We start from the raw sequence: 23,132 nt of genomic DNA on the forward strand, positions 1-23,132 counted from the left end.
CCGGACGTGCAGGCGTCCGCCGCACGGTGACCGATGCCCGATGCCTGGTGCGCACACGGCCGCCGCACGGTGCGGGGTGCGCGGGCGTCCGCCGCACGGTGCCGGATGAGCAAGCGGCCCTGCACGGTGCCGGACGGGCTGGCGCCCACCGCACGGTGCGGGGTGCGCACGCGGCCGCCGTGCCATGCCGTGCCGTGCCGGACGTGCAGGCGTCCGCCGCACGGTGACCGATGCCCGATGCCTGGTGCGCACGCGGCCGCCGCACAGCGCCCGGTGCGCGGGCGATGGCCGCACGGTGCGGGGTGCGCGGGCGTCCGCCGCACGGTGCCGGATGCGCAAGCGGCCCTGCACGGTTCCGGACGGGCTGGCGCCCACCGCACGGTGCGGGGTGCGCACGCGGCCGCCGCGCCGTGCCGGACGTGCAGGCGTCCGCCGCGCGGTGCCGGATGCGCAAGCGGCCCTGCACGGTGCCGGATGTGCAGGCGGCCGCCGCGCAGTGCCCGGTGCGCGGGCGGTCCGTGGGGTGCTGCCCGTGGGGCCGTCTCCTCCCCTGCCCGTTTCGCCCGTTCGCCCGTCTCCCGGCGAGCCCGCACCACCGCCCGCCCCCTGCCGAACGCCCCCTGCCGAACGCCTCAGAACGTCAGGACCGGCTTGATCGTCTTGCCCGACCTCATGTCCTGGACCGCCCGGTCGATGTCCCCGAAGGGATACGTGCTGATCAGGCGGTGCAGCGGGAGCCGGCCGTCCTTCACCAGGCGGACCAGGGCCGGGATCATGGTCTGGGTCTCGCTGTCGCCGAGGGTGAGGCCGACGATGCGCTTGCCGCCGAGGAGGCCGTTGACGTCCAGGCCGACCTCCGTGCCGAAGGGCGGGGCGCCGACGACGACCAGGGTGCCGCGGGTGGCGAGCGCGTCGACGCCCTGCCGCAGGACGCCGACGTTGCCCGTGGTCTCGACGACCCCGTCCGCGCCCTGCCCGCCGGTGATCTCGGCGAGGGCCGGCGCGAGATCCGTCCCGCTGGTGTCGACGGTGTGAGTGGCACCCAGTTCCTCGGCCAGCGCCAGACGTTCGGCGACCCGGTCGACGGCGACGATCCTGGTGGCCGGGGTGAGGGCCGCCGCCATCACGGCCGACAGGCCGACCGCTCCGGCGCCCAGGACGACGACCGTGCCACCGGTCTCCGGCTTCAGGACGTTCCACACGGCACCCACACCGGTCTGTACGCCGCAGCCCAGCGGGGCGATCGACTCCAGCGGCACGTCCGGGTCGACCTTGACGAGGCTGCGCTCGTCGGCCAGGGCCAGCTCGGCGAAGGAGGACTGGCCGAAGAAATGGCCGCCCAGGGCCTCGCCGCCCCGGCTGATGGTGCTCGTCCCGTCGGCCCGGCTGCCGCCGATCAGGTTCAGCGGCAGCCAGGTCGCACAGTACGCGGGGTGCCCGCCACGGCAGTTGCGGCAGTCGCCGCAGGAGGTGAAGGAGAGCAGGACGTGGTCGCCCCGCGCGACGCCGGTGACGGCGGAGCCGACGGCCTCGACGACACCGGCGCCCTCGTGGCCGAGGACACCGGGCAGCGGGAAGGGCAGTCCGCCGCTCGCGACCCCGAGGTCGGTGTGGCACAGGCCGGTGGCGACCATGCGGACCAGCGCCTCGTGGGGGCCGGGTGCGTCGAGGACGACGTCGGAGAGGGTGAAGGGCGCGCCGCCGGACTCGACGACGGCGGCACGGGTGGTGGTGGGCATCGCGATGGCTCCTTGACGGTGTCTCAGTCGAGCGAGACGACGACGGACTTGACCTTGGTGTAACCCGCGAGGGCTTCGGGCCCGTACTCGCGGCCGTGGCCGGAGTCCTTCACCCCGCCGAAGGGCACCGCGGGGTCGAGCATCGCCCAGTCGTTGACCCAGACGATGCCGGCCTGGAGCCGGTCGGCGACCCGGTGGGCGCGGGCGAGGTGATTGGTCTGCACGCCCGCGGCGAGGCCGTACGGCGTGGAGTTGGCGAGCGCGACGGCCTCGTCCTCGTCGTCGAAGGGCTGCACGGTGAGGACCGGGCCGAAGATCTCCTCCTGGATCACCCGGGAGTCGTTCGCCAGGTCGGCGATGACGGTGGGCCGGTAGTAGTAGCCGCCGCCGAGGTCGGGCCGCTCGCCGCCGCAGACGATGCGGGCGCCCTCCATACGGGCCAGGGCGACGTACTCCTCGACCTTCTTCAGGTGCTTCTCGGCCGCCATCGGGCCGATGACCGTCTCCGGGTCACGGGGGTCGCCCACCGGCACACCGGGCACGGCCTCGGCGAGGATGCCGAGCAGCGTCGGATACACCGAGCGGGCCACCAGCAGGCGCGGGCCGCCCATGCAGAACTGGCCGGTGTTGAAGACGAAGCCCTTGATGACGGCGCCGACCGCCTTCTCCAGGTCGGCGTCCTCGAAGACGATGTGGGCGGCGTTCCCGCCGAGTTCCATGGTGACGGGCTTGAGCCCCTCGCCGGCGACGCTCGCCACGTGCCGGCCGATCGCCGTGGAGCCGGTGAAGGCGACCTTGTCGACGCCGCGGTGCCGCAGCAGCGCCTCGCCCGCCACCGGGCCGCTGCCGGTGACGACGTTGACCACGCCGTCGGGGACGCCCGCCTCCTGGAGCAGCCGGGCCATGTACAGGGCGCTCAGCGGGGTCTCGTCGGCGGGCTTGTGGACGACGGTGTTGCCGGCCGCCAGTGCGGGGGCGAGCTTCGAACCGGCCAGGATCAGCGGGAAGTTGAAGGGGGTGATCGCGGCGACCACGCCGAGGGGCTCGCGCTTGGTGTAGGCGAGGGCGTTCATGGGGAGGTCGCGCAGCGCGCCGTCCTGGCTCTGGGCGAGATGGGCGTAGTACTCGTAGTCGTTGGCCGCGTTGGTGACGTCGACCGCGCCGCACAGCGTGATCGGCTTGCCGACGTCGAGGCTCTCCAGCGCGGCGAGCTCGTCGGCGTTCTCCCGGATCAGCTGGGCGACGCGGAGCAGCACCCGGCCACGCTCACGGCCGCTCAGGCCGGACCAGGCACCGTCGTCGAAGGCCTCTCGGGCGGCGCGTACGGCCGCGTCGACGTCGGCGGGGCCCGCCTCGGCGACAGTGGTGACCACCGTGCCCCGGGAGGGGTCGATCACGTCGGTGCGCGTCCCGTCGGCGGCCTCCTGCCATCGGCCCCCGATGAACAACTGCCCGGGTGTGCTCTCGAAGGTGGTCATCGCCACTCCTCAGCGTCGTCGCCAAGCTTTCAACAAACAGGATTCCTGTCTGTGCGCAGTCTCTTTACAGACAGGTTTCCTGTCAATGGTTTAGCCTGCCCTCATGCTCGACACACAGGTGACCAAGGCGCCCCCCTCCCTGCTCTACATGGTCAAGCAGGTGGAGCTCGTCGTGCGCTCCCATCTGGACGAGCTGGTCAGGCCCTCCGGGATCACCGCTCTTCAGTACACGGCGCTGACCGTGCTGGAGCGGCACGACGGACTGTCCGCGGCCCAGCTGGCGCGCGACTCCTTCGTCACCGCCCAGTCCATCGCGGACCTGGTCCGTTCCCTGGAGGGCCGCGGGCTGGTGCGCCGGGAGCGCAACCCCCGCAACCGCCGGGAGCTGCTGATCCTGCTCACCGACTCAGGCCGCGAGCTGCTCGCCCGGCACGCCGGGCCCGTCCGGGAGCTGGAGGAGCGGATGGTGCGCGACCTCACCGCGCACCAGACCGAGCAGTTCCGCCAGGCGCTCACCAGGGCCTGGCACGCCCTGTCGTAGGCCGGCCGGGCCTTCGCGACGCACCCCCGGAGTCACACCCGCGCACGCCCCGGCGTGAACCTCGGCCAACTCGGCCAGAATTCAAAGACATATGTCAATCGAACATGCTCAAATTCACTCGTTGGGGGGTAACTTGCAGAGCGGGGAACGGCGTTGAGGCCGTGGCCCCTCCCCACGCACGGAGCAGGCTGGAGGCGATCTCGTCGTGCGGCAGGAACCTGCACCGCTCACCCGGCATCTGCGCGTCCGCCAGGAACGGGGGCACACGGTGCTGGAGTTCCGCGGCGAGATCGATCTCGCCGCGGCCGCGGAGATCGCCCCGCACCTGGACCGGGAGACGAGGCGCCCCGCCGCCCGGATCGTGATCGACCTCAGTGGGATCGACTTCTTCGACTGCTCCGGACTCCGGCTGCTGTACCGCGCCCGCACCCGGGTGCTGGACCGGCGTGGATATGTGCTCCTCGTCTGCGCGGACCCACTGACGCTGCGCGTCCTGCGGATCACCGGTCTGTCCCGGCTGCTCCCTCCGCAGCCGACGCTGGACGCCGCGCTGGAGCAGCCCGAAGCGACGTCCCGCCCGTGACCGGTGTGCGCCCTGCGTGCTTCGGCCGAGGCCGTTCCATCCTCAACCAGGCGGTCTGACAGGGGATGTGGCGGGCATCCGGACAGTAGGAAGGAGGGCCGTCGCATGACGACTCCCGTCAAGCGCCTCCCCAGGCGCATGCCCGGCTGGGCGAAGGTGGTGGCCGCGCTCGTACTGGTGCTGGTCGTGTTCTTCGCCGGGCTCCGGCTGAGTGTGCTGCCGGGCCTGAAGGACCTGTTCGGCACCGACACCCACGACCGGTCCGGCCCCGCGCTGCTGAAGTCCGTCCAGGACATCAGCCGTTACGACGCCGCCTCCGGCAACTTCCAGGTCGTCGTGGACCTGGAGAAGGACGCCAAGCTGCTGCCCGACGCCATCCGCGGCACCCGCACCCTGTACGTCGGCGCCGGCACCGTAGACGCCTATGTCGACCTGGGCAAGGTCGGCGAGAACGACGTGAAGGTCAACGGCGACCGCACGTCCGCCACGCTCCGGCTGCCCCACGCGCAGCTGGGCAAGCCCGCCCTCGACCCCGACCGCTCCTACGCGGTCTCCAAGCAGCGCGGTCTCTTCGACCGCCTCGGTGACCTCTTCTCGGACAACCCCAACGGCGAGCAGGCCGTACAGAAGCTCGCGGTACGGCACATCGGCGACGCGGCGCGGGAGAGCGAGCTGACCGCCCGCGCCGAGTCGAACACCACCGGCATGCTCGAAGGCCTGTTGCGCTCCCTGGGCTTCAAGGAGGTGCGTGTCTCGTACGGGAGCTGATCGGCTGCCGAGGACCACAGGGCCGGGCCGATGCGCCCGGCAGCGTGGTGCCCACCAGAAGCCACGTGGCGTAGCCCCCGACGTGCCCGGATCGCGGGCGCCTCAGCGGCAGCGCCCGGCCCGGGTCCACGGCCGCGAGGACGAGTGCCGGGAGTGTTCCGGCGGAAGGCGGGGAAGCCGAGGGTGGGAGCGATCCCCGGCGATGCCGCCGGGGACCGTGGCCGGGAACGACCCCCCACGGCATTGTCGGCCCGCCCGGGGGTAACCACCTTGTCACGCAGGGAAGTTGAAGACTGGAGGACCCCCATGGCCAGTGCAGCCTCACGTCCCCGGAACGCCGGGTCCGGGAGCGAGCGGCGCCCGCTCCCGTGGCCCGTCCGGCTGCTGGCGATGCTGTGCGCGTTCACGTTCATGGTCGCCTTCGCCGTGGTACTGGCCCGGCTGACCCTGCAGCCCTCGCCCGCCTCGGAGGCGCTGACCCACAGCAATCTGCAGCCGGGCAGTTCCCTGAAGGCCTACCTCGACCAGCCCGAACTGCGGGACGCCTTCAAGCAGATCGGCGGCAACATCCTGCTGGGCATCCCCTTCGGCGTCCTCGTGCCCGTGGTCGCCCCCCGCACCCGCGGCATCCTGCGCGTGCTGCTCCTGACCGCGACCGTGATGCTCCTGGTGGAGTTCGCGCAGGGCGCCCTGGTCACGGGCCGCGCCTTCGACGTCGACGACGTCATCCTCAACACGACGGGCGCCCTCATCGGATACCTGCTCCTGGGGCGCCGCCTCAGCAGGGCCGTCCACGCGCGCAGGCCCCGCACGGGCCGGACGGGCAAGGAGCCGTCGGCCGGCAAGGCCTAGGCGAACATTGCTTCAGGGCGCGGCGGACCTCAGTGCACGGTCCAGGTGAACTTGTCTCCGCCCACCCAGCGGACCACGTCCGGATCATCCATGTCGTGCACGGTGATGCCGAACGCGGCAGCCGCCGCCAGCACGTCGGTGACGGCCCGGGCCTCTCCGACCACCTGGCCGTCGATCTCCACGATCCGGAACGGCGGTGTGCCCGGTTGCACCCCGAGCACCATGATCCGCGGGTGGGACATGTACGGGCTCGCGCTTTCGGTCATGCATCGAGCGTAGAACGCGACCGGCCGTGGCGCGGGGTCAGTGCACCGGACGGATCGGCCGGCCGCTCAGGGGCGGCGCCAGTCGTGGCCGGTCAGGTGGGAACCTGCCTGCGGGCCCATCCGGAGCATGCCGCCGTCGACGCTCCAGGACGCGCCGGTGACGTACGAGGCGTCCGGGCCCGCGAGGAAGGCGACGACGGCGGCGACCTCGCGCGCGTCGCCGGGCCGGCCGAGGGGGATGCCCGGGCGGCTCTGGGTGTGCGGGTCGGTGTCCTCCTGCCCGGTCATGGGCGTGGAGATCTCGCCCGGGGCGACGGCGTTGACGGTGATGCGGTGCTCGGCCAGTTCCAGCGCCATGACCTGCGTGAGCAGCCCGAGACCGCCCTTGGCGGCGCAGTAGGGGGCGGCACCCACCCGCGGCTCGTGCTCGTGGACGGACGTGACGTTGACGATCCGGCCCCCCTCACCGTGCCCGATCATGTGCCGGGCCGCCTTCTGCCCGCACAGGAACGGCCCGACGAGATCGACGTCGAGGACCTCGCGCACGTCGGGCAGCTCCAGGTCGAGGAAGGGCGTCATGGTGCCGGTCCCGGCGTTGTTGACCAGTACGTCGATGCGGCCGAGCCGCTCGCACAGGTCGTCGACGGTGTCGGCGGCGTCGGGCAGCCGGGTGAGGTCCATCCGGGCGACCTCGGCCCGCTGTCCGTGCGAGCGCACCTCGTCGGCCGTCTCCTGCGCGCCCTTGCGGTCGCTGTGATAGGTGATGCCGACGTCCATGCCCGCCTGCGCCAGGTGTACGGCGGTGGCCCGGCCGATGCCGGAGTCGGCGCCGGTGATCACGGCGACCTTGCTGGGTGACGCACTGGGGGCGGACATGACGGGCCTCCTCGTCGACGGGTCGGGACGAGGCATCGCAGTACCCGGCGGGGTACCGGGCAAACCGCCCGCCCGTCGTGCGGCCCGCCGGGCGCTGGGGAACCCTTGAGGTGGAGGTGGCGATGGACCCCGTCGAGGCACTGGACCGGATCGCCTTCCTGCTGGAGCGGTCCCTGGCACCGACTTACCGCGTGCGCGCCTTCCGCACGGCGGCCCGCGTGCTGAAGGACCTGGGCGGGGACGAGGTGCGCCGGCGGGCGGCGGACGGCTCGCTGGAGAAGCTCAAGGGGGTCGGCCCGAAGACCGCGCAGGTGGTGCGGGAGGCGCTGGCCGGTCAGGTGCCCGGCTATCTGTCGAAGCTGGAGGGCGAGGCGCAGGAACGGCCGGCCGTAAGGGGCGGGGAGAAGCTGCGGGCGCTGCTGCGCGGGGACTGCCATCTGCACTCGGACTGGTCGGACGGCGGCAGCCCGATCGAGGAGATGGGCCGGGCAGCGGCGGCGCTGGGCCATGAGTGGGCGGCGCTGACCGATCACTCGCCCCGGCTGACGGTGGCGCGCGGGCTGTCGCCCGAACGGCTGCGGGAGCAGCTGGAGGTGGTGGCGGAGCTGAACGAGACCTGGGCGCCGTTCCGGCTGCTGACCGGCATCGAGTGCGACATCCTCGAGGACGGTTCGCTCGACCAGGAGCCGGAGCTGCTGGACCGGCTCGACGTGGTGGTGGTGTCGGTGCACTCCAAGCTGCGCATGGACGCCCGGTCGATGACCCGGCGGATGGTGACCGCCGTACGCGATCCGCACGCGGACGTGCTCGGGCACTGCACGGGGCGTCTGGTGACCGGCCGGGGGCGGCCGGAGTCGGAGTTCGACGCGGACGTGGTGTTCGAGGCGCTCGCGGAGACGGGCACGGCCCTGGAGATCAACAGCAGGCCGGAGCGGCTGGACCCGCCGCGGCGGCTGCTGCGCCGGGCCGTGGACGCGGGGGTGCTGTTCTCCATCGACACCGACGCGCACGCGCCGGGGCAGCTGGACTGGCAGATCAACGGGTGCGCACGGGCGGAGGAGTGCGGGGTGCCGCCCGAGCGGGTGGTGACCACGTGGTCCCTCGACGAGCTGTTGGCCTGGACGCGTGAGCGGCGGGTGCCGTCCGGCGTGGTGAGCGGCTGACGTGGTACCCGCGCGGCCGGAGAGGAAGGGACTGCACTCATGGGAAGCGCGGGACGGGCGGCCGTGTTCGACGTCGACGGCACGCTGGCCGACACCAACCATCTGCATGTCGTGACGTGGTGGGAGGCCTTCCGGCAGGCGGGCCATCAGGTGCCGATGCACGCCGTTCACCGGGCCGTCGGCCTGCCGTCGGCCGACCTGATCGCCCATCTCCTGGGCGACGACCGGGACACCGGTCAGGACGCCGAGATCAGCGCCGGGCACAAGGCGCTGTACGGGCAGTACTTCGACCGGCTGCCCGCCCTGCCCGGGGCCGGGGCACTGCTGCGGCGGCTGCACCGGGACGGCTGGACGGTGGTGCTGGCCACCTCGGCGGGCGGCGCGGAGCTGAGCGCGCTGCGCCGGGCCATCGACGCGGACGAGGCCATCGCCGCCACGGCCAGTGCCGACGACGTCGACGAGGGCAAGCCCGCCCCCGAGCCGGTCGAGCACGCCCTGGAGCTGGCCGGGGTGCCGGCGGAGCGGGCGGTGTTCGTCGGCGACACCGTGTGGGACATGCGCGCGGGCAGCTCGGCAGGGGTGCGCTGTGTGGGTGTCCTGTGCGGCGGCATCCCGCGCGCCGATCTGGAGGAGGCCGGCGCGGACGCGGTCTACGCCGACCCCGCGCACCTCCTGTCCGCCCTCGGAGACGGTCCGCTGGCGTGAAACGACGTGAAACCCCCGGTCACGGGGATACCCGCAGCGCATGACGCGTATGACGAGTGCGGTGCGGCGGACGGCGGGAGCCCTCCGCCGGCGGAGGGACGACGACAGAGACACCGGGGCGGCCTCGGGTGGGCGGCTCCAGGGAGCAGCGACGGCTCAGGGGCGGATACGCGACCTGGAGCAGGGGAAGCGCCCCGTACGGCCGGCCGAGGTCCTGCGGCGCGACACACGGAGCGCCTGGAACGCCGTGCGCGCGGCGTGGCGCGGGCCCGGGCGGGAGCGGGATCTGGTCGTCCAGTCGCTCAAGGCAGCCGGGGCGGCGGTGCTCGCCTGGCTGGTGGGGGGCGTCTGGATGGGCGACCCGCTGGCGCTGATGGCGCCCTGGGTGGCGCTGGTGCTGGTGCAGGCCACGGTCTTCAGCTCCCTGGTGCAGGGGGCGCGGCAGTTCGGGGCGATCTGCGTCGGCACCCTGGTCGCCTCGGGGGCGCAGGCGATCACCGACAACACGACGGGCGCGCTCGCCCTGTCCGTGCCGGTGCTGATGCTGCTCGCGAACTGGCCCCGCTTCGGGGACCAGGGCATCTACGCGGCGACCACGGCCCTGTTCACCATCTCCTCGGGCATGGTGAGCCTGTCCGCCGTCGGGCACCGGGTGGAGCAGGCCGCGATCGGCGCCGTCATCGGCGTCGCCGTCAACGCACTCGTTCTGCCGCCGATCCATCTGCGGGACGTACGGGAGAACCTGGCGGCGCTCGCCCGGGAGGCGGGGGACGTGCTGCACACCGTCGCGGCCGATCTGCGCGAGGGCGAGTGGGACGCGCAGACCGCCTCCGGCTGGGTCGGTGCCGCGGCCCGGCTGGACCACCGCCTGAAGGCACTCCGCTCGGCGCGCCGGTGGAGCCAGGAGAGCCTGCGCCTGACCTACGCCCCGCTGCGCGCCCTGCACCGCGTGCCGCACGGGGGTGCCCTGCCGGCGGTGGACGAGGACGAGCGGCTCGGCCGGGTCACCGGGCACGTCACCACGCTGACCCGGGCGCTCGCGGTGTCCGTGGACGACAAACGGTCGCCCGCCCCGCCCGAGGGCCCGGCCCTGCGCTCGTACGCGCGTCTGCTGGAGCTGATCGGGGACGCCCTGTGCGCGGAGGCCGACAGTCTGCTCGACGGCAGCGTGTTCGCCCGGCCGGACGAGGGGACCGAGAAGGCGATGCAGGACCTGCACGAGGAGTTGCAGGACAAGCTGCGCAGGCACGCCGGGGAGGGAGCTGCCCACACTGCGGTCCTGGGCACGCTGCTGCTCCAGGCGGAGAACCTCTGGGTCGAGACCGTCCCGGGCGACCGGGAGCAGTGACACACCTCACCGGGCGGGTGTTCCGGGCGCGGAACGCCCCACGGTGGTTGCCCGTTGAACAAGGTGCGGGTCCAGTCAGGATCCGCCCCTGAGCCGCCCCGGCCGTGATTCCCCCGTCCGGCCGGGGCTTCCCTCTGCCCGCGTGCAATCCACGCCACCCGGGTACTCGGTCACCGCTCGCGGAACCACGCGGCCGAGAGGAGCACGAGGTGAGCAGCCGAGCAGGTATGCGGGTCGTCGTCACGGGCGCCACCGGCAACGTGGGCACCAGCGTGGTGCGCCTCCTCTCACAGGACCCGGGAGTCGCCTCCGTCCTGGGCCTGGCCCGGCGGATCCCCGACTGGTCACCGCCGAAGACGGACTGGGCCGCCGTCGATCTGGCCTCCGAGCGGCCCGGCCTGGCGAAGCGATTCACGGACGCGGACGCGGTGGTCCATCTGGCGTGGGCGTTCCAGCCGACGCACGACCCGGCCGCGACCTGGCGCACCAACGTGCTCGGCAGTATGCGGGTCTTCGAGGCGGTGGCGGAGGCAGGAGTGCCGACGCTGGTGCACGCCTCGTCGGTCGGCGCGTACTCGCCCGGCCCGAAGGACGAGGCGGTGGACGAGTCCTGGCCGACGCACGGCTGGCCGGATGCCGCGTACTGCCGGGAGAAGGCCTATCTGGAGCGGGCTCTGGACACGTTCGAGCGCGACCGCCCGGGGACGCGGGTGGTGCGGATGCGGCCCGCCTTCCTGTTCCAGCGGGAGTCCGCGAGCGAGCAGCGCCGCATCTTCGGAGGCCGCTTCCTGCCCGGCCCGCTGGCCCGCCCGGAGCTGCTGCCCTTCCTGCCCGACATCCCGGGGCTGCGCGTACAGGCGCTGCACACGGACGACGCGGCGAACGCGTACCGGCTGGCGCTGCGCTCCGATGTCCGGGGCGCCTTCAACCTGGCGGCCGATCCTCCGGTCGACGCGCGGCTGCTGGGCGAGATGTTCGACGCGCGGCCGGTACGGCTGCCGCGCGGCGCGGCCCGGTCGGCGGTCGCCGCCGCCTGGGGCCTGCATCTGCTGCCCGCCTCCCCCCACCTGTTCGACGCAGTGCTGCGACTGCCGCTGATGGACTGCACGCGTGCGCGTGTGGAACTCGGCTGGCGGCCGGAGCTCGCGGCGCCCGACGTGCTGGAGGAGTTCCTGCTGGGCCTCCGGCAGGGGGCGGGGGCGCGGACGGAGCCGCTGCGGGGACGCAAGGTGGGCTGATCCGGGCGGCCGGCGGCGTCCCGGGACATGTCCGAGGGCCGCAGCCGGCCCCCACAGCCGGCTGCGGCCCTCGGTGGGATGCCCTCCTCAGGCGGAGGGCTCGTCCGGCACCGGGTGCTCGGGGTGAACCGTTCCCGAGTGCGGTGCTCCCTGCCGTCCCGTCCCCGCTTCGTCGGTGTCGGGGACGTCACCGGCGGGCTCGTCGGTCTCGTCGTCGCTTTCGGGCCTGTCGTCGCCCTTGGGTTCGTTGTCCTCGCCGGTGCCCGTGAAGCGCGGGGCGACCTCCCACGGGTCCTCGCCGTCGTCGGCCTGCTGGTCCGGCATGTCCCGCGGGATGGGCTCACCGTTCTCGCCGGGTCCTTCGAGGCGGTGGTCGGTCACGGCGTGCTCCCTTCTGTGGTCCGGGCGCCACGCGAGTACCTCCGCGGTGATCGGCGAAACCTCAGCGCGGTGACCGCTCCTGAAGTGCCGTGCGCCAGGCGGGGAGCGGGTACTCCGGTGCCGGGTCGGGGCGCCGTCCGCCGCGTGCGAGGAAGTCGGCGAGCGGCTGGATCGCGGCACCGGCTGCGACCACGCCGGACCCGAGCCGTCCCAGGTCGACGGTCACTTTGCCGGGAGCCGGCGCGGAGCAGGGCCTCCAGTGGGACGCCGTCCCGGCCACGATGTGAGCTGACCGCGCACGGCCAGGGCCGTCAGGAAGCACGCTCGATCTCGTCCAGGGCCGCGACGAGCTCCGGGGCGACCCTCTCCTGCACCCACCGCTGCTGCTCCTCACCGGCCCCGCGGGGAACCGTCTCGGTGAGCATGATCAGGTACAGGTAGGCGCGGTACAGGGCGAGCCGCAGGCGGGCCGGGGTGTCGAAGCGAACCCGGCCACCGGCCTCCCCGTAGCCCGCCAGGAACTCCTCGTCCTTCCTGATGTCGCCGAGCAGCGCCAGGGAGACGAAGTCGGCGAGGGGGTCGCCCCAGAACATGCGCTCCCCGTCGATGAGGCCGCCGATGCGGGACCGTCCGCCCGAGCGGTCGACGAGGATGTTGCCCCGCCACAGGTCGAAGTGGACGAGACAGGCTCCGGTGACCTCGTCGAGGGCGCCGTACGCGGACGCGGCGGTACGGGCCACCGCGTCGACGGGGCGGGGCAGCCGGGCCCCGTAGCGCCGGGCGTCGTCGAGGACGGCGTCGAGCATCGTCGTGAACGCGGTCCGCCAGTCGGGGACGAGCGGGCCGAGGGCGCCGGAGGGATAGCCGTAGCCGGGGCCGGTCACGCCGTGCAGGCGGGCCACCTGGCGCCCCAGCTCCGTGCGCAGGGTGGTCTGTTCCGTGTCGGTGAGCGTGCCGTCCCACGGGTCGCCCGGGACGGCCGTCATCAGCAGGAAGCCCTCCCCCGCGGACACCTCCCGCGGCGCGGGGACCCCGGCCCGGGCGGCCGAGCGGTAGAACTCGGCCTCGGAGACGAGCAGCCGCTTCTCGTGCCGCAGACCGGGGACGGCCGGGGCGGGCGGGACCTTCAGCACGTAGCGGCTGCCGTCGGTGAGGCCCAGTTCCTCGACGGTGTTGTACGTACCGCCGGTCAGCGGGGCGAGGTGGGCAAGGCTGCCGGGGTCCAGGCCCGCCGCCTCCAGGATGTGCCGGGCCCGTTCCCAGGAGTCCGTCACCGTGTGTCCACCCCTCCCCTGCCGTTGCGGTCAGCCTGCCGCGTACACGTCCTCGACGTAACGCCCGTCCGCGATCAGGCCGTCGAGCCACTGCTCGGCGGCGGCCTCGTCGGCGGCGTCGGCGGCCTGCGCGTGCTTGCGGAACAGCGTACGGAACGCCTCCCGCACCCCGGGCGCCATGCGGGAACCGTCTCCGCAGACGTACACCCGCGCTCCGGCGTCCAGCAGGGCCCAGACCTCTTCCGCCTCGGCCGCGATCCGGTGCTGCACGAACCGCACCTCGCCCTCGGGGGTCTCGCTGAAGGCGGGGCGGAGCGAGACGGCACCGGCGGTCTCGGCGGCGCGCAGTTCCCCGGCGTGCAGGAAGTCGGCGTCGGGGGCGTCACAGCCGAAGTAGCAGAGGGCCGGGGCGAGTGCGGTGCCGGCCGCGAGCGCCGCCGTGCGGTCGGCGATGGTGCCGCGGAACGGGGCGAGGCCGGTGCCCGCCGCGACCATGACGACCGGTGCCGAGCCGGCGCTGACGTCGATGCGGAAGGCCTCCCGGCAGGGCTGTACGCGTGCGTACACGGTGTCGCCGGGCTCGACGGTGGCGAGGTGGCCGGAGCCGGTGCCCCGGTGGACGCCCCTGCCGGAGCGGGCGGGGGCCTGAAGCAGCGACACCATCAGGTCCACGTGGCCGGGGTCGACCGCGGGCGAGGAGGAGATGGAGTAGTGGCGCGGGCGCAGCGGGGTCAGGAGGTCGAGGAGCTGCGGCCAGTCCAGGGCGCCGCGCAGTGCGGGATGGTCCTCGATGACCTCCACGAGGGTGCGCGGGTCGTCGGTGAGGGCGGCCAGGGCCGTGCGCTCCGGCGGGCACGGGTTGGCGGCGGCGAGCGCGGCCAGCTGCCCGGCGCTCGGCCGCTCCTGCAACTCCACATGGTGAGTGAGCAGCTGCCGTACCGTCACGGGCCGGTCCACGGCGATGCCGTCGCGGCGCGGGCGGGTGGCGCGGATGTCCAGGACGGTGCCGAGGTCGACGCCGAGCACGGTGGCGGCGCGGGTGACGAGGCCGGGGGCGTTGGCGGGGAGCACGGTGAGGTGGTCGGCCGTGCGGTAGGTGACGCCGTCCGGCAGCGCGACGCGGAGGAACCGCTTGCGGCGCGGGTAGCCGGGCGCGGTGAGGTCGCGGGCCTCGGTGACGCGCATGGGGACGAGACCGTGCCGTTCGGCGAGGGCGTCCAGCGGACCGCCGGTCAGGGCGCGGACCTCGTAGGTCGCGGGCCCGGCGGCCGGGGCTGTGGCGTCCGGGTCGCCGTAGCGCTCGAGCAGGGCATGGCGCAGCGCCGTGGTGAAGGTGCGGACGGTGCCGGTGAGGTCGCCGGAGGCGTCGGCGGCGGCGCGCTCCAGCAGCCGGGCGGCGCCGGACTCGGCGAGTCGCTCGTCAATGCGGGTGGGGACGTGCTGGTAGGTGGCGGCCCAGTTGCGGTCGCCGACGCCGAGGACGGCGTACGTCACGCCGGACAGGTCGTGGGTCTCCTCCAGCCGGGCGGCGAAGGCGGTGGCGTCGTCGGTGGGGCGGCCGTTGTAGGAGGCGGCGGTGATGACGACGGGCCGGTCGGTGGGAAGGCCGTCCGCGTAGGCGTCAAGGGGTGCCACCTCGGTGTCGCAGCCGATCGCGGCGGCCTCGTCGGCGAGCTGGGCGGCGAAGTCGCGGCAGGTGCCGTAGTTGCTGCCGTGCAGGACGAGGGCGGCGGTGCCGGGGCGGACGCGGGCGGGCAGGCCGTGCGGTTCGGCCGACTCGGTGTCCTGGGCCGGGGCGGCTCCGGGCAGCGGCGTGTGGACCCGGTCGGCGGAGGTGCGGGGGGCGAGCGCGAGGGTGAAGCCCTCGGGCTTGAGGGTGAGGGTCTCCTTGACGGTGAGCCGGTAGTCGGCGTGGTCGCGCAGCCGGTAGCGGTGGACGAGCATGGCCAGCAGCATGGTCGCCTCGTGCAGTGCGAACTGGCGTCCGATGCAGGCACGTTCGCCGGTGCCGAACGGCTTGAAGGCGTGCACCGGCCGCTGGGCTTCCGCCTCGGGCGTGAAGCGGGAGGGATCGAACAGCTCGGGGTTGTCGCCCCACACGGGCTGCCGGTGCAGCATCGGCGTGAGGACCAGGGCGGACTGCCCGGCGCGCAGCGGGATGCGGCCGCCGAGCAGGGTGTCCTGGCGGGCCTGCCGGGAGAAGACGGCGGCCGTGGGCCAGAGCCGGAGGGCCTCGTTGAGGACCTGTCGGGTGTAGGTCAGCCTGCCGACCTCGTCGTACGTCGGCTCGGGGTCGGCCTGGCCGCCCCACAGCTCGTCGACCTCGCGCTGCACCAGCGTCAGCGCGGTGGGGTGCTTGGCGAGGTAGTACAGCGCGAAGGACATGGCGCCGGAGGTGGTCTCATGGCCGGCGATCAGGAACGTGATGACCTGGTTGCGGATGTTGGCGGTGTCGAGTGTGGTGCCGTCGGCCGGGTGCTCGGCGGTGAGCATCAGGCCCAGGAGGTCGTCGGCGTCGCTCTGGTCGGTGCCGGTGCGGGCGGCGATGACGTCGTCGACGACCCGGGCGAGGTAGGCGGAGTCGTCCCGGAAGGCCGCGTCCTGCGCCGAGTGGTCCTGGCCCGGGACGCGCGCCAGGCGGGTCATGCTCCATTCCAGGCAGCGGACCATCGACTCGACGAAGGGGTGCGGCTCGGCCCGCTCGAAGGAGCCGAAGTCGTAGCCGAAGCCGGCGAGTCCGATGGTGTCGAGCGTCATGCGGGTCATGTCGTCGGGGACGTTCACCGGCTGCCCGGCGCGGGCGTCGCGGTCCCAGGACGCGATGAGCCGGCGGGCCACCTTCAGCATCACGGGGTGGTAGGTGCGCATCGAGCCCAGCGCGAAGGCGGGCATCAGGATGTCGTGCGCCTTCGCCCAGTTGGGCTCGTCGTTGTAGGCGGTGAACAGGCCGTCGGCGGCGAACTCGCGGACGTTCTCGAGGCCGGGCCCGATGTGCTTGGCGAACCGCTGCTCGTCCGCGAGGTCGGCCACGAGGTCCAGGTCGCCCACGAACAGGGTGTCCCGCCCGTACAGCCGCCGCACGAACGCGGGGCCGTGCTCGCGCATCAGGTCCATGGCCTGCTGGACGGGCGCACCGCCGGGTCCGGTGGCGGAGATGTCGGCGACGGGGACGCCGGGGAGGGTGTCGGCGGTCAGGGGAGTCTGTCCGGTGGGGGGCATGACGCGGCAACTGCCTTTCGCGGTACGGAAGTACTGCGCTCCAGCGTGATCCACCGGGCCCGGGAGGCCGCGCCGTGGCCCTACATGATTGTGTAGTGCAAGCAGATGCGCCGCTCTTGCGTGAGAGCGGCCCGGCATGGCAGGAGAGGCTCGTGGACCTGGCCCGGCAGGAGGCTGTGACGTGGCGCAACCGCGCCCTGCTCCTGTTCGACCGGGTCGCGATGCCGGTCGCGGTGTGCGACGTGTACGGGGCGGTGCTGCTGGCCAATCCGGCGATGGCCGCGGAATGCGGCAGGACGCCGGGGCAGCTGCGCGGCCGTGACGTGCTGGACCTGTTCAGCCCGCGGGAGGCCACGCAGGTGGAGCGCATCGCCGAGGCCCTGCGCCTGCGCCACCGCTCCCGCTACCAGGTGTCGGTGCGCTGGCAGACCCCCGGCGGCGTGGAGCGCTGCGGGGAACTGACGGCGGATCCGGTCAGCGACACGGTGGAGGACACCCCGGCCCTGCTGGTGATGCTCCGGGTGGACGCCGAACGCGCCCCCTCCCCCACCGCACCCGCCGGACAGGCCCATGCCACCCCGGCGGAGGCCCGCATCCTGGCGCTTCTGGCCGCCGGCGCCACCACGGCCCGGGCAGCCCGCGAGACGTCCCTCACCGCGGACGGCGTGACCTACCACCTGCGCCGCCTGTCGTCCCGCTGGGGCGCGTCCAACCGCACGGAACTGGTGGCCCGGGCCTATGCACTGGGGGTGCTGACCCCCGGGGTGTGGCCGCCGGGCGTCTCGGGCGACGAGGCGTGACGGAAATACGGTCGCCCCGTGCGTCGCGGGTGTCTAACCTGGCCTGGCCCCCACAACCTAGGGCCCCTAGGTTTCGCGACGACCACTCCAGAGGAGCCCTCCATGAAGCCGCTCACCGAGCAGGACATCCGCAACTCCTTTGTCAACTGCTCGAAGGGCGAGGCCAAGCGTCTGGCCGTGCCCCGGGACCTCGGCGAGCGCCCCTGGGACGATCTCGACTTCCTCGGGTGGCGGGATCCGGGGGCGCCGGACCGGAGCTATCTGGTGACCGAGCGGGCAGGGCGGCTCGTCGGCGTGGCGATGCGGTTCCAGGCCGCGCAGCGCGGGTTCCTGCACCGCAGCATGTGTTCGCTGTGCCTGACGACGCACCCGCGGGGCGGGGTCTCGCTGATGACCGCCCGGAAGGCGGGGGCGGCCGGGCGCGAGGGCAACACCGTCGGGGCGTACATGTGCACCGACCTCGCCTGCTCCCTGTACGTACGCGGGAAGAAGGCGCTGGAGACCGGGGCACGGTTCGAGGAGAGCCTCACCCTGGAGGAGCAGATCGGGCGGACCACGGGGCATCTGGCCGCGTTCCTCGACAAGGTGTACGCCTGACCGCTCTCGGTCGCCCGCTTTTTCCCCCGGCACTAACGTCCTTCATGGACGCGTTCGATACGCCCGGGGAAGGGGAACAGCCCGAGGATGCGAGAGGTACGTGAGTGGACGGCGCACGCCGGGCGGATCGTGAGGAAACGTCGTGATCCCGTCGTCGTCCAGACGCTGCGGTCCGCGACCGCGGCGACGATCGCGTACGTCATCGCGCTGCGGCTGAGCCCCGAGGCGGCGCCCCTCACCGCTCCCCTGACGGCGCTCCTGGTCGTCCAGGTGACGCTGTACGCCACGCTCACCAACGGCTTCCGCCGGGTGAACGCCGTGGTGACCGGCGTGATCGTGGCCATCGCGTTCAGCCTGCTGGTGGGACTGACCTGGTGGAGTCTCGCACTGCTCCTCGTGGCCTCGCTGGCCGTGGGACGACTGGTCCGGGTGGAGGAGTACGTACCCGAGGTCGCGATCAGCGCGATGCTCGTCCTCGGCGTCACCACCGTCGGGGACACCGCCTGGGCCCGGGTGGTGGAGACGCTGATCGGCGCGGTCGTCGGGCTCGCCTGCAACCTGCTGCTGGCTCCGCCGGTCTGGGTGGAGGAGGCCGGCGAGTCCATCGAGGGCCTGGCGCGCCGGCTGCGGCAGCTGATGCTGCGCATGGGCGAGGAGGCCGCGGGCGGCACGCCCGTGGAGCGGGCGGTGAAGCAGCTGCACGAGGCGCGCCGCCTGGACCACGACATCGTCGACGTGGACGCGGCCCTCCGGCAGGCCGAGGACAGTCTGCGGCTCAACCCGCGCGTGCAGGACAGCGTGCTGCACCGGGTCGTGATGCGCACCGGCCTGGACACGCTGGAGATCTGCACGGTCGTCCTGCGCGTGCTCGCCCGCTCCCTCACCGACCTCGCGAAAAAGCGCGAGCCCGAGCCGCTGTTCGACGCCGAGACGGGCGCCGCCCTGGAGCAGCTGCTGTCCGAGATCGCCGACGCCGTGGTGAGCTTCGCCGTGCTGGTCACCACCCACCTCAGCGCGAGCGCCGAGTCGGCGGAGGAGCGCCTCGCCGCGGAACTGCGCACCGCGGCGGGCACCCGCGACAAGCTGGCCCTGCTGCTGCGCGAGGAGGCCGAACGCGACCCGGCGCACTGGCAGCTTCCGGGAGCCGTCCTGACGGAGGTCAACCGCATCCTCGACGAACTCGACACCGAGCACCGCACGCGGCGGCTGTTCGAGGAACTGGACCGCGTGTCGCGCGAGCAACGCGCCCGGATGCCCCGTCTGACTCGCATGCGGGAGCGGCTGGGCGTCACGGAGCAGCTGTGGCGGAACCGCGCGGGGTTCGACGGGCGTTCTCGCTGAGGGGAACGCCGGCACGGGGCCGGCACCTGAGGCGAGGAGCGGGCCGATGGCCGACACGACCGTGCGGATCGACGGGAACACACTGCGGCTGCCGGGCGGGGTCGCCGTGCGGTTCATCCGCACCCTGCGCCTGCCGGAGACGGGAACTCATCCGCTGCCGCCGGGCCTCGGCGAGTTCCCGGTGCGGCGGGTCGCCGACTACGGCGACAGGGTTCCCGAGGAGTGGCGGGCGCGCGGCGGTGTGATGCTGCCGGTGTATCTGCGCGAGGCGATGTGGCTGAGCTTCGCGGGCACCTCGGAGCCGGCCGCGCTCCAGGTCGGCGTCGGCAAGGTGTGCGCGGTCTCGGGCCGGCCCTGGAGCGACAGCCTGGCACGCGGCCCGCAGAACTACGTGGTGCTCCCCCGCCAGCCCTGGCTGGACGGCATCAACTCCGGCACGGGCACGGTCCGGCAGTTCGTGGCCGTGCCGCTCGGCTTGGGCGCCACCGTCGAGGGGCAGGTCACGGGCGAGGAGGTGTGGGGCGGCGTACAGCTGCAGTCCTTCGCGCTGAACGACCGGGAGCTGGCGCGGTGGTGTGAGGAGGAGCGGCAGCGGACGGAGCGGACGCGGTCGATGGCCCCGCCGAGTGGTGACGGCGCCGCGATGCCGGGCGGTCCCGCCGCCGCGGGAGGCGGTTTCGGCGCCCCGATGCCCTTCGCGGCCCCGCCCGCGCCCGGCTCTCCCCCGGCCGCCTCCGGGGCGGCTGCAGCACCGGCCGCCGCGGGCGCTCCTGCGAGCGCGCCCCGCGCGGCCGCCGCGATGGGCCTGGGCGTCGGCGGCTCCATGCGGCAGGAGGTCTACCAGGACGAGCGGCCGCTCACGGCCTGGTCCGAGCAGCCCGCGGGCCGGGTCTTCGTGCACCTGGTGACGCCGCCGGAGTGGCGCCGCATCACCGGCGAGGCCGCACCGCCGTCGCCGGTGGACCGGGCGGCGTACACCCGCGCGGGCCTGCCCTGGTTCGACTACTACGACGAGGACGCGCAGGATCTGGCCCCCACGGACACGCTCGGGTCAGTGAAGCCGGTCGGCGACTGGCTCGGCGACGACCACGAGCCCTGGCAGCCGCCCACGCCCGGGCAGACACGGCAGCTCAAGGACACACCGGGCAAGCCGGTCGGGGACGGGGACTGGTAGCCGGCCCGGGGCACGTCGCGTCGCGCGCGACGCCCGCTGCCGTTGTTGCACCCAGAGGCCGGGAAACGCCAAGGTGGCTGTCACGACGGAGACGAGTGACGACCTGAGGGGCGACATGGACAGTGGTGGCTGGAGCAGGCGCCGGTTCGTCGGCGCGCTGACGGGCGGGGTCGCCGCGGCGGCGCTGCCGTCCTGCGACAACGCGCCCGCGCCGGCGACGACTCCGACCACGGCGCCCGAGGCGAGCGCGAGTCCGCCGCGCGGGGCCCGGCGCCCCTCCGGGCCCCGCCCGCTCTATCTCGGCACTTACACGTCCGTCGAGGGCGGCGGCAAGGGCATCGGCCTGGCCACGTACGACACGGCGACGGGCCGGATCACCGGCACCGGCACGATCACCGGCGTCGGCGACCCGTCGTATCTCGCGATCCACCCGGACCGCCGCACCCTGTACGCGGTGGACGAGCGCGAGGACGGCGCGGTGACCGCCGTCCGCCTGGCCGACCGGAAGGTGCTGGGCAGCCGGAGCACCGGCGGCGCGGGCCCCTGTCATCTGTCGGTGCATCCGGGCGGGCGCTGGCTGCTCAGCGCGAACTACGGCTCGGGCAGCGTGGCCGTGCATCCGATCGACGCCTCGGGCGCCCTCGGCGAGCGCACCGGACTCGTCCGGCACTCCAGTCCCCCGCCCGGCCCCGGCCAGGAGGGCCCGCACGCCCACCAGTTCGTGACGAGCCCGGACGGGGGCCATGTGCTCGCCGTCGATCTGGGGACGGACACCGTCTACACGTACCGGCTGGACGAGAAGGCGGGCACGCTCTCCGAGGTCGCGCAGGCGCAGACCCGGCCGGGCGCGGGGCCGCGCCATCTCACGTTCCACCCGGGCGGCCGGTTCGCGTATCTCGCCAACGAGGTCGACAACACGGTGGCGGTCTGCTCGTACGACCCGGCCTCCGGCCGTGTGACCGTCGGCGAGGCGCAGGCCACCGGCACGGGTCCGGGCACGAGCTACCCGGCGCAGATCCTGGTGACCGCCGACGGCCGCTACGCCTATCTCGCCAACCGCGGCCACAACAGCCTCACCCGCTACGCCGTCGAGGAGGACGGTGCCCGGCTCAGGCTGCTCGGCACGGTGCCGGTGGGTGGGGACTTCCCACGGCAGATCGCCTTCTCGCCGGACGGCACGCTGCTGTTCGCGGCGAACCAGAAGTCCTCCACCGTCACCGTCTTCCACGTGGACGAGGCCGGCGGCGGACTGCGGCGCGCAGGCGAATCGTTCCCCTCACCCGTCGCCGTCTGTGCGCTGCCGCTGTAGGGCCCGCGGGCACGAGGCGGCGGTGGCCTGGCTGAGCAGGATGTGCATGCGCTCGGTGAGCTGCGCGACGTCGTCGGCGGGCGCGTGGAACGCGAGGCGTACGTCGCCGTGGGCGCGGGCGCGTTCGATGCGCAGTGTCAGTCCGTGCCGGTCGACGGCGAGCGGCTGGACGCGGACGGCGCCGTGCAGGCTGTCGGAGTCGACGAGCCGGGTGAGCCGCTCGACGGCGTCGGCGTGGCAGTCGGCCAGGTGGGTCAGCAGCCGGGCCTCGGCCATGGTGAGTGGGTCGGGGACGGCGGAGGCGAACTCGTCGAGGTCCACGACCACGGAGCCGGACGACTGCCGCAGCACCACGCGGGTGGGTGTGAAGACGAGCCTCTCCCCGTCGACGGCGAACCAGCCCGCGAGCCACAGCCGGGAGCGGATCCGGTTGCGGACCGGGACGGGCGCGACGTCGGCGAACTCCAGCACCGCGGACGGCTCGCCGCGGGGCGCGCAGATCGCGGCCGCGAGCAGGGCGCTGTCCTCGGGCACGTCCACGAGCACCCGGCCGTCCTCGCCCACGCTGTGCGCGCCGACCAGTTCCTCCCGTGTGCCCTCCGCGGTCACGGAGCAGGACCACGCGGCGGCGAGCACCGAGCGCGCCCGCTCCGCCGCGGCGGGAGCCGCCGTCCAGCTGTGGCTGTCGTCACCCATCCCAGACCTCCTTAGGTAAGCCTCACCTAACTTACCGAAGATCGGGGTGCACGCCAACCACGTCACGTGATCTTTGTGAGACCTTTCAGGGCGTGAGGACACCCAGCAGGGCACGCGCGCACAGCTCGCGCACCTGTTCCCGGCTCAGCTCCGTGCCGCGCAGCCACTCCAGGCAGACGGCCGTGGTGAACGCCAGCCAGCCGCGCACGGCCAGCCGGACCTCCGGCCGCTCCTCGAAGGCCGGGCCGAATTCGGGGTCCGCGGCGAGCGCGGTGAGGATCTGCCGCTCCTGCGCGGCCAGGGCCCGCTGGTAGACCCGGCGCACCGCCTGGTCCCCGGCCGCGTCGGCGCGATGGAAGGCGCGGTAGCCGTGCGCGTGGGCCTGGACGTACTCCAGGAACGTCTCGAGCCCCGCGGCGAGCTGCTCGCGGACCGGGAGGCCGGGCACCGCCGCCGTCATGCGCAGCATGCGCTCGCTCTCGCGCTCGACGACCGCCGCGAAGAAGTCCCGCTTGGTCGGGAAGTAGTGGTACAGCAGCCCGCGGGACACCCCGGCGATCTCGGCGACCTGCTCGATCCACACGTCGTCGTAGGGACTCTCCGAGAACAGCCGCGCCCCGACCGACAGGAGCTGCTCCCGGCGCTCCTCGGTGCTGAGCCGGCGGCGCGTGCGCCCGCCCTGGTTCGCGGCCATGCCCGCACTTTACTTGACGTCGGTTCAACAACCGGACCAGACTGAACGCGCTATTGAACCCACGTACAACACATGCGAACCCGCCGCCGG

At 73.5% G+C, this 23,132-nt stretch carries 22 protein-coding genes and 1 pseudogene; 13 read left to right on the forward strand and 10 right to left on the reverse strand.

Annotated elements, in window-relative coordinates:
• Positions 1 to 632: 632 nt before the first annotated feature.
• A complete protein-coding gene (locus tag ACFU3E_RS17695) occupies positions 633 to 1,739 on the reverse strand; it encodes an NAD(P)-dependent alcohol dehydrogenase (protein ID WP_384158359.1) in 1,107 nt (368 codons plus the stop codon).
• 23 nt (positions 1,740 to 1,762) lie between these two features.
• A complete protein-coding gene (locus ACFU3E_RS17700; RefSeq protein ID WP_384158362.1) occupies positions 1,763 to 3,217 on the reverse strand; it encodes an aldehyde dehydrogenase family protein in 1,455 nt (484 codons plus the stop codon).
• 103 nt (positions 3,218 to 3,320) lie between these two features.
• On the opposite strand from ACFU3E_RS17700, the gene ACFU3E_RS17705 reads away from it, so the two are divergent.
• The 4 genes from ACFU3E_RS17705 (at position 3,321) to ACFU3E_RS17720 (ending at position 5,961) form a co-directional block, all read left to right on the forward strand.
• Positions 3,321 to 3,758, forward strand: coding sequence for a MarR family transcriptional regulator (locus ACFU3E_RS17705; protein WP_361932965.1), 438 nt, complete (start codon positions 3,321 to 3,323; stop codon positions 3,756 to 3,758).
• Between the two features lie 205 nt (positions 3,759 to 3,963).
• Positions 3,964 to 4,341, forward strand: coding sequence for an anti-sigma factor antagonist (locus tag ACFU3E_RS17710; protein ID WP_384158366.1), 378 nt, complete (start codon positions 3,964 to 3,966; stop codon positions 4,339 to 4,341).
• 105 nt (positions 4,342 to 4,446) lie between these two features.
• Positions 4,447 to 5,109, forward strand: coding sequence for a DUF4230 domain-containing protein (locus ACFU3E_RS17715; protein ID WP_384158369.1), 663 nt, complete (start codon positions 4,447 to 4,449; stop codon positions 5,107 to 5,109).
• A 306-nt stretch (positions 5,110 to 5,415) separates the two neighbouring features.
• Entirely contained in the window at positions 5,416 to 5,961 is a 546-nt protein-coding gene (locus ACFU3E_RS17720) for a VanZ family protein (protein ID WP_384158372.1), read from the forward strand.
• Between the two features lie 29 nt (positions 5,962 to 5,990).
• On the opposite strand, the gene ACFU3E_RS17725 is transcribed toward ACFU3E_RS17720, so the two are convergent.
• Both ACFU3E_RS17725 and ACFU3E_RS17730 read right to left on the reverse strand, forming a co-directional pair.
• Positions 5,991 to 6,227: a hypothetical protein gene (locus ACFU3E_RS17725; protein ID WP_384158375.1), complete on the reverse strand. Its 237-nt coding sequence runs from the start codon at positions 6,225 to 6,227 to the stop codon at positions 5,991 to 5,993.
• A gap of 66 nt (positions 6,228 to 6,293) precedes the next feature.
• Positions 6,294 to 7,103 (reverse strand): SDR family oxidoreductase, encoded by an 810-nt coding sequence (locus tag ACFU3E_RS17730; protein ID WP_384158378.1) that lies wholly within the window; start codon positions 7,101 to 7,103, stop codon positions 6,294 to 6,296.
• Positions 7,104 to 7,225: 122 nt separating this feature from the next.
• On the opposite strand from ACFU3E_RS17730, the gene ACFU3E_RS17735 reads away from it, so the two are divergent.
• The 4 genes from ACFU3E_RS17735 (at position 7,226) to ACFU3E_RS17750 (ending at position 11,557) form a co-directional block, all read left to right on the forward strand.
• Positions 7,226 to 8,266 (forward strand): PHP domain-containing protein, encoded by a 1,041-nt coding sequence (locus tag ACFU3E_RS17735; RefSeq protein ID WP_384158381.1) that lies wholly within the window; start codon positions 7,226 to 7,228, stop codon positions 8,264 to 8,266.
• Between the two features lie 39 nt (positions 8,267 to 8,305).
• The gene (locus ACFU3E_RS17740; protein WP_384158384.1) at positions 8,306 to 8,971 is read left to right on the forward strand and encodes an HAD family hydrolase; all 666 of its coding nucleotides are present in this window, start codon (positions 8,306 to 8,308) and stop codon (positions 8,969 to 8,971) included.
• A gap of 49 nt (positions 8,972 to 9,020) precedes the next feature.
• Complete coding sequence (locus tag ACFU3E_RS17745) at positions 9,021 to 10,319, forward strand: aromatic acid exporter family protein (RefSeq protein WP_384158559.1); 1,299 nt, start codon at positions 9,021 to 9,023, stop codon at positions 10,317 to 10,319.
• Positions 10,320 to 10,528: 209 nt separating this feature from the next.
• The gene (locus ACFU3E_RS17750) at positions 10,529 to 11,557 is read left to right on the forward strand and encodes an SDR family oxidoreductase (RefSeq protein ID WP_384158387.1); all 1,029 of its coding nucleotides are present in this window, start codon (positions 10,529 to 10,531) and stop codon (positions 11,555 to 11,557) included.
• An 87-nt stretch (positions 11,558 to 11,644) separates the two neighbouring features.
• Here the strand turns inward: ACFU3E_RS17750 and ACFU3E_RS17755 are convergent, their stop codons facing one another.
• The 4 genes and pseudogenes from ACFU3E_RS17755 to ACFU3E_RS17770 form a co-directional block, all read right to left on the reverse strand.
• Complete coding sequence (locus ACFU3E_RS17755; protein ID WP_384158390.1) at positions 11,645 to 11,938, reverse strand: hypothetical protein; 294 nt, start codon at positions 11,936 to 11,938, stop codon at positions 11,645 to 11,647.
• Positions 11,939 to 11,999: 61 nt separating this feature from the next.
• Positions 12,000 to 12,167: pseudogene (locus ACFU3E_RS17760) on the reverse strand (sugar kinase); the annotation flags it as partial.
• An 82-nt stretch (positions 12,168 to 12,249) separates the two neighbouring features.
• The gene (locus ACFU3E_RS17765) at positions 12,250 to 13,212 is read right to left on the reverse strand and encodes a phosphotransferase family protein (RefSeq protein ID WP_384158393.1); all 963 of its coding nucleotides are present in this window, start codon (positions 13,210 to 13,212) and stop codon (positions 12,250 to 12,252) included.
• A gap of 30 nt (positions 13,213 to 13,242) precedes the next feature.
• A complete protein-coding gene (locus tag ACFU3E_RS17770) occupies positions 13,243 to 16,431 on the reverse strand; it encodes a cytochrome P450 (RefSeq protein ID WP_384158397.1) in 3,189 nt (1,062 codons plus the stop codon).
• 152 nt (positions 16,432 to 16,583) lie between these two features.
• Between ACFU3E_RS17770 and ACFU3E_RS17775 the strand changes: the two genes are divergently transcribed.
• The 5 genes from ACFU3E_RS17775 (at position 16,584) to ACFU3E_RS17795 (ending at position 21,652) form a co-directional block, all read left to right on the forward strand.
• Positions 16,584 to 17,231 carry a PAS domain S-box protein gene (locus ACFU3E_RS17775; RefSeq protein WP_384158400.1) on the forward strand — a complete coding sequence of 216 codons (648 nt, stop codon included), beginning with the start codon at positions 16,584 to 16,586 and terminating at the stop codon, positions 17,229 to 17,231.
• 102 nt (positions 17,232 to 17,333) lie between these two features.
• A complete protein-coding gene (locus ACFU3E_RS17780; protein WP_384158403.1) occupies positions 17,334 to 17,828 on the forward strand; it encodes an FBP domain-containing protein in 495 nt (164 codons plus the stop codon).
• Positions 17,829 to 17,915: 87 nt separating this feature from the next.
• Positions 17,916 to 19,169 carry an aromatic acid exporter family protein gene (locus ACFU3E_RS17785; protein WP_384158406.1) on the forward strand — a complete coding sequence of 418 codons (1,254 nt, stop codon included), beginning with the start codon at positions 17,916 to 17,918 and terminating at the stop codon, positions 19,167 to 19,169.
• A gap of 46 nt (positions 19,170 to 19,215) precedes the next feature.
• Entirely contained in the window at positions 19,216 to 20,343 is a 1,128-nt protein-coding gene (locus ACFU3E_RS17790) for a hypothetical protein (protein ID WP_384158409.1), read from the forward strand.
• 115 nt (positions 20,344 to 20,458) lie between these two features.
• A complete protein-coding gene (locus tag ACFU3E_RS17795) occupies positions 20,459 to 21,652 on the forward strand; it encodes a lactonase family protein (protein WP_384158562.1) in 1,194 nt (397 codons plus the stop codon).
• Here ACFU3E_RS17795 and ACFU3E_RS17800 read toward each other — a convergent pair.
• Together ACFU3E_RS17800 and ACFU3E_RS17805 are read right to left on the reverse strand one after the other, a co-directional pair.
• A complete protein-coding gene (locus tag ACFU3E_RS17800) occupies positions 21,620 to 22,348 on the reverse strand; it encodes a DUF2470 domain-containing protein (protein WP_384158412.1) in 729 nt (242 codons plus the stop codon). The two genes, ACFU3E_RS17795 and ACFU3E_RS17800, sit on opposite strands and share 33 nt — an antisense overlap.
• Before the next feature lie 85 nt (positions 22,349 to 22,433).
• On the reverse strand, positions 22,434 to 23,042 hold the full coding sequence (locus ACFU3E_RS17805; protein WP_384158414.1) for a TetR/AcrR family transcriptional regulator: 609 nt from the start codon (positions 23,040 to 23,042) through the stop codon (positions 22,434 to 22,436).
• Positions 23,043 to 23,132 lie beyond the last annotated feature (90 nt).

The organism is Streptomyces sp. NPDC057424, assembly GCF_042803315.1.
Taxonomy (GTDB): Bacteria; Actinomycetota; Actinomycetes; order Streptomycetales; family Streptomycetaceae; genus Streptomyces.

Coding starts and splice junctions, on each gene's coding strand:
- ACFU3E_RS17725 (WP_384158375.1), bottom strand. CDS start 6,227: ATGACCGAAAGCGCGAGCCCGTACATGTCCCACCCGCGGATCATGGTG.
- ACFU3E_RS17800 (WP_384158412.1), bottom strand. CDS start 22,348: ATGGGTGACGACAGCCACAGCTGGACGGCGGCTCCCGCCGCGGCGGAG.
- ACFU3E_RS17730 (WP_384158378.1), bottom strand. CDS start 7,103: ATGTCCGCCCCCAGTGCGTCACCCAGCAAGGTCGCCGTGATCACCGGC.
- ACFU3E_RS17745 (WP_384158559.1), top strand. CDS start 9,021: ATGACGAGTGCGGTGCGGCGGACGGCGGGAGCCCTCCGCCGGCGGAGG.
- ACFU3E_RS17770 (WP_384158397.1), bottom strand. CDS start 16,431: ATGCCCCCCACCGGACAGACTCCCCTGACCGCCGACACCCTCCCCGGC.
- ACFU3E_RS17740 (WP_384158384.1), top strand. CDS start 8,306: ATGGGAAGCGCGGGACGGGCGGCCGTGTTCGACGTCGACGGCACGCTG.
- ACFU3E_RS17700 (WP_384158362.1), bottom strand. CDS start 3,217: ATGACCACCTTCGAGAGCACACCCGGGCAGTTGTTCATCGGGGGCCGA.
- ACFU3E_RS17715 (WP_384158369.1), top strand. CDS start 4,447: ATGACGACTCCCGTCAAGCGCCTCCCCAGGCGCATGCCCGGCTGGGCG.
- ACFU3E_RS17790 (WP_384158409.1), top strand. CDS start 19,216: ATGGCCGACACGACCGTGCGGATCGACGGGAACACACTGCGGCTGCCG.
- ACFU3E_RS17780 (WP_384158403.1), top strand. CDS start 17,334: ATGAAGCCGCTCACCGAGCAGGACATCCGCAACTCCTTTGTCAACTGC.
- ACFU3E_RS17695 (WP_384158359.1), bottom strand. CDS start 1,739: ATGCCCACCACCACCCGTGCCGCCGTCGTCGAGTCCGGCGGCGCGCCC.
- ACFU3E_RS17805 (WP_384158414.1), bottom strand. CDS start 23,042: ATGGCCGCGAACCAGGGCGGGCGCACGCGCCGCCGGCTCAGCACCGAG.
- ACFU3E_RS17735 (WP_384158381.1), top strand. CDS start 7,226: ATGGACCCCGTCGAGGCACTGGACCGGATCGCCTTCCTGCTGGAGCGG.
- ACFU3E_RS17795 (WP_384158562.1), top strand. CDS start 20,459: ATGGACAGTGGTGGCTGGAGCAGGCGCCGGTTCGTCGGCGCGCTGACG.
- ACFU3E_RS17720 (WP_384158372.1), top strand. CDS start 5,416: ATGGCCAGTGCAGCCTCACGTCCCCGGAACGCCGGGTCCGGGAGCGAG.
- ACFU3E_RS17785 (WP_384158406.1), top strand. CDS start 17,916: ATGCGAGAGGTACGTGAGTGGACGGCGCACGCCGGGCGGATCGTGAGG.
- ACFU3E_RS17705 (WP_361932965.1), top strand. CDS start 3,321: ATGCTCGACACACAGGTGACCAAGGCGCCCCCCTCCCTGCTCTACATG.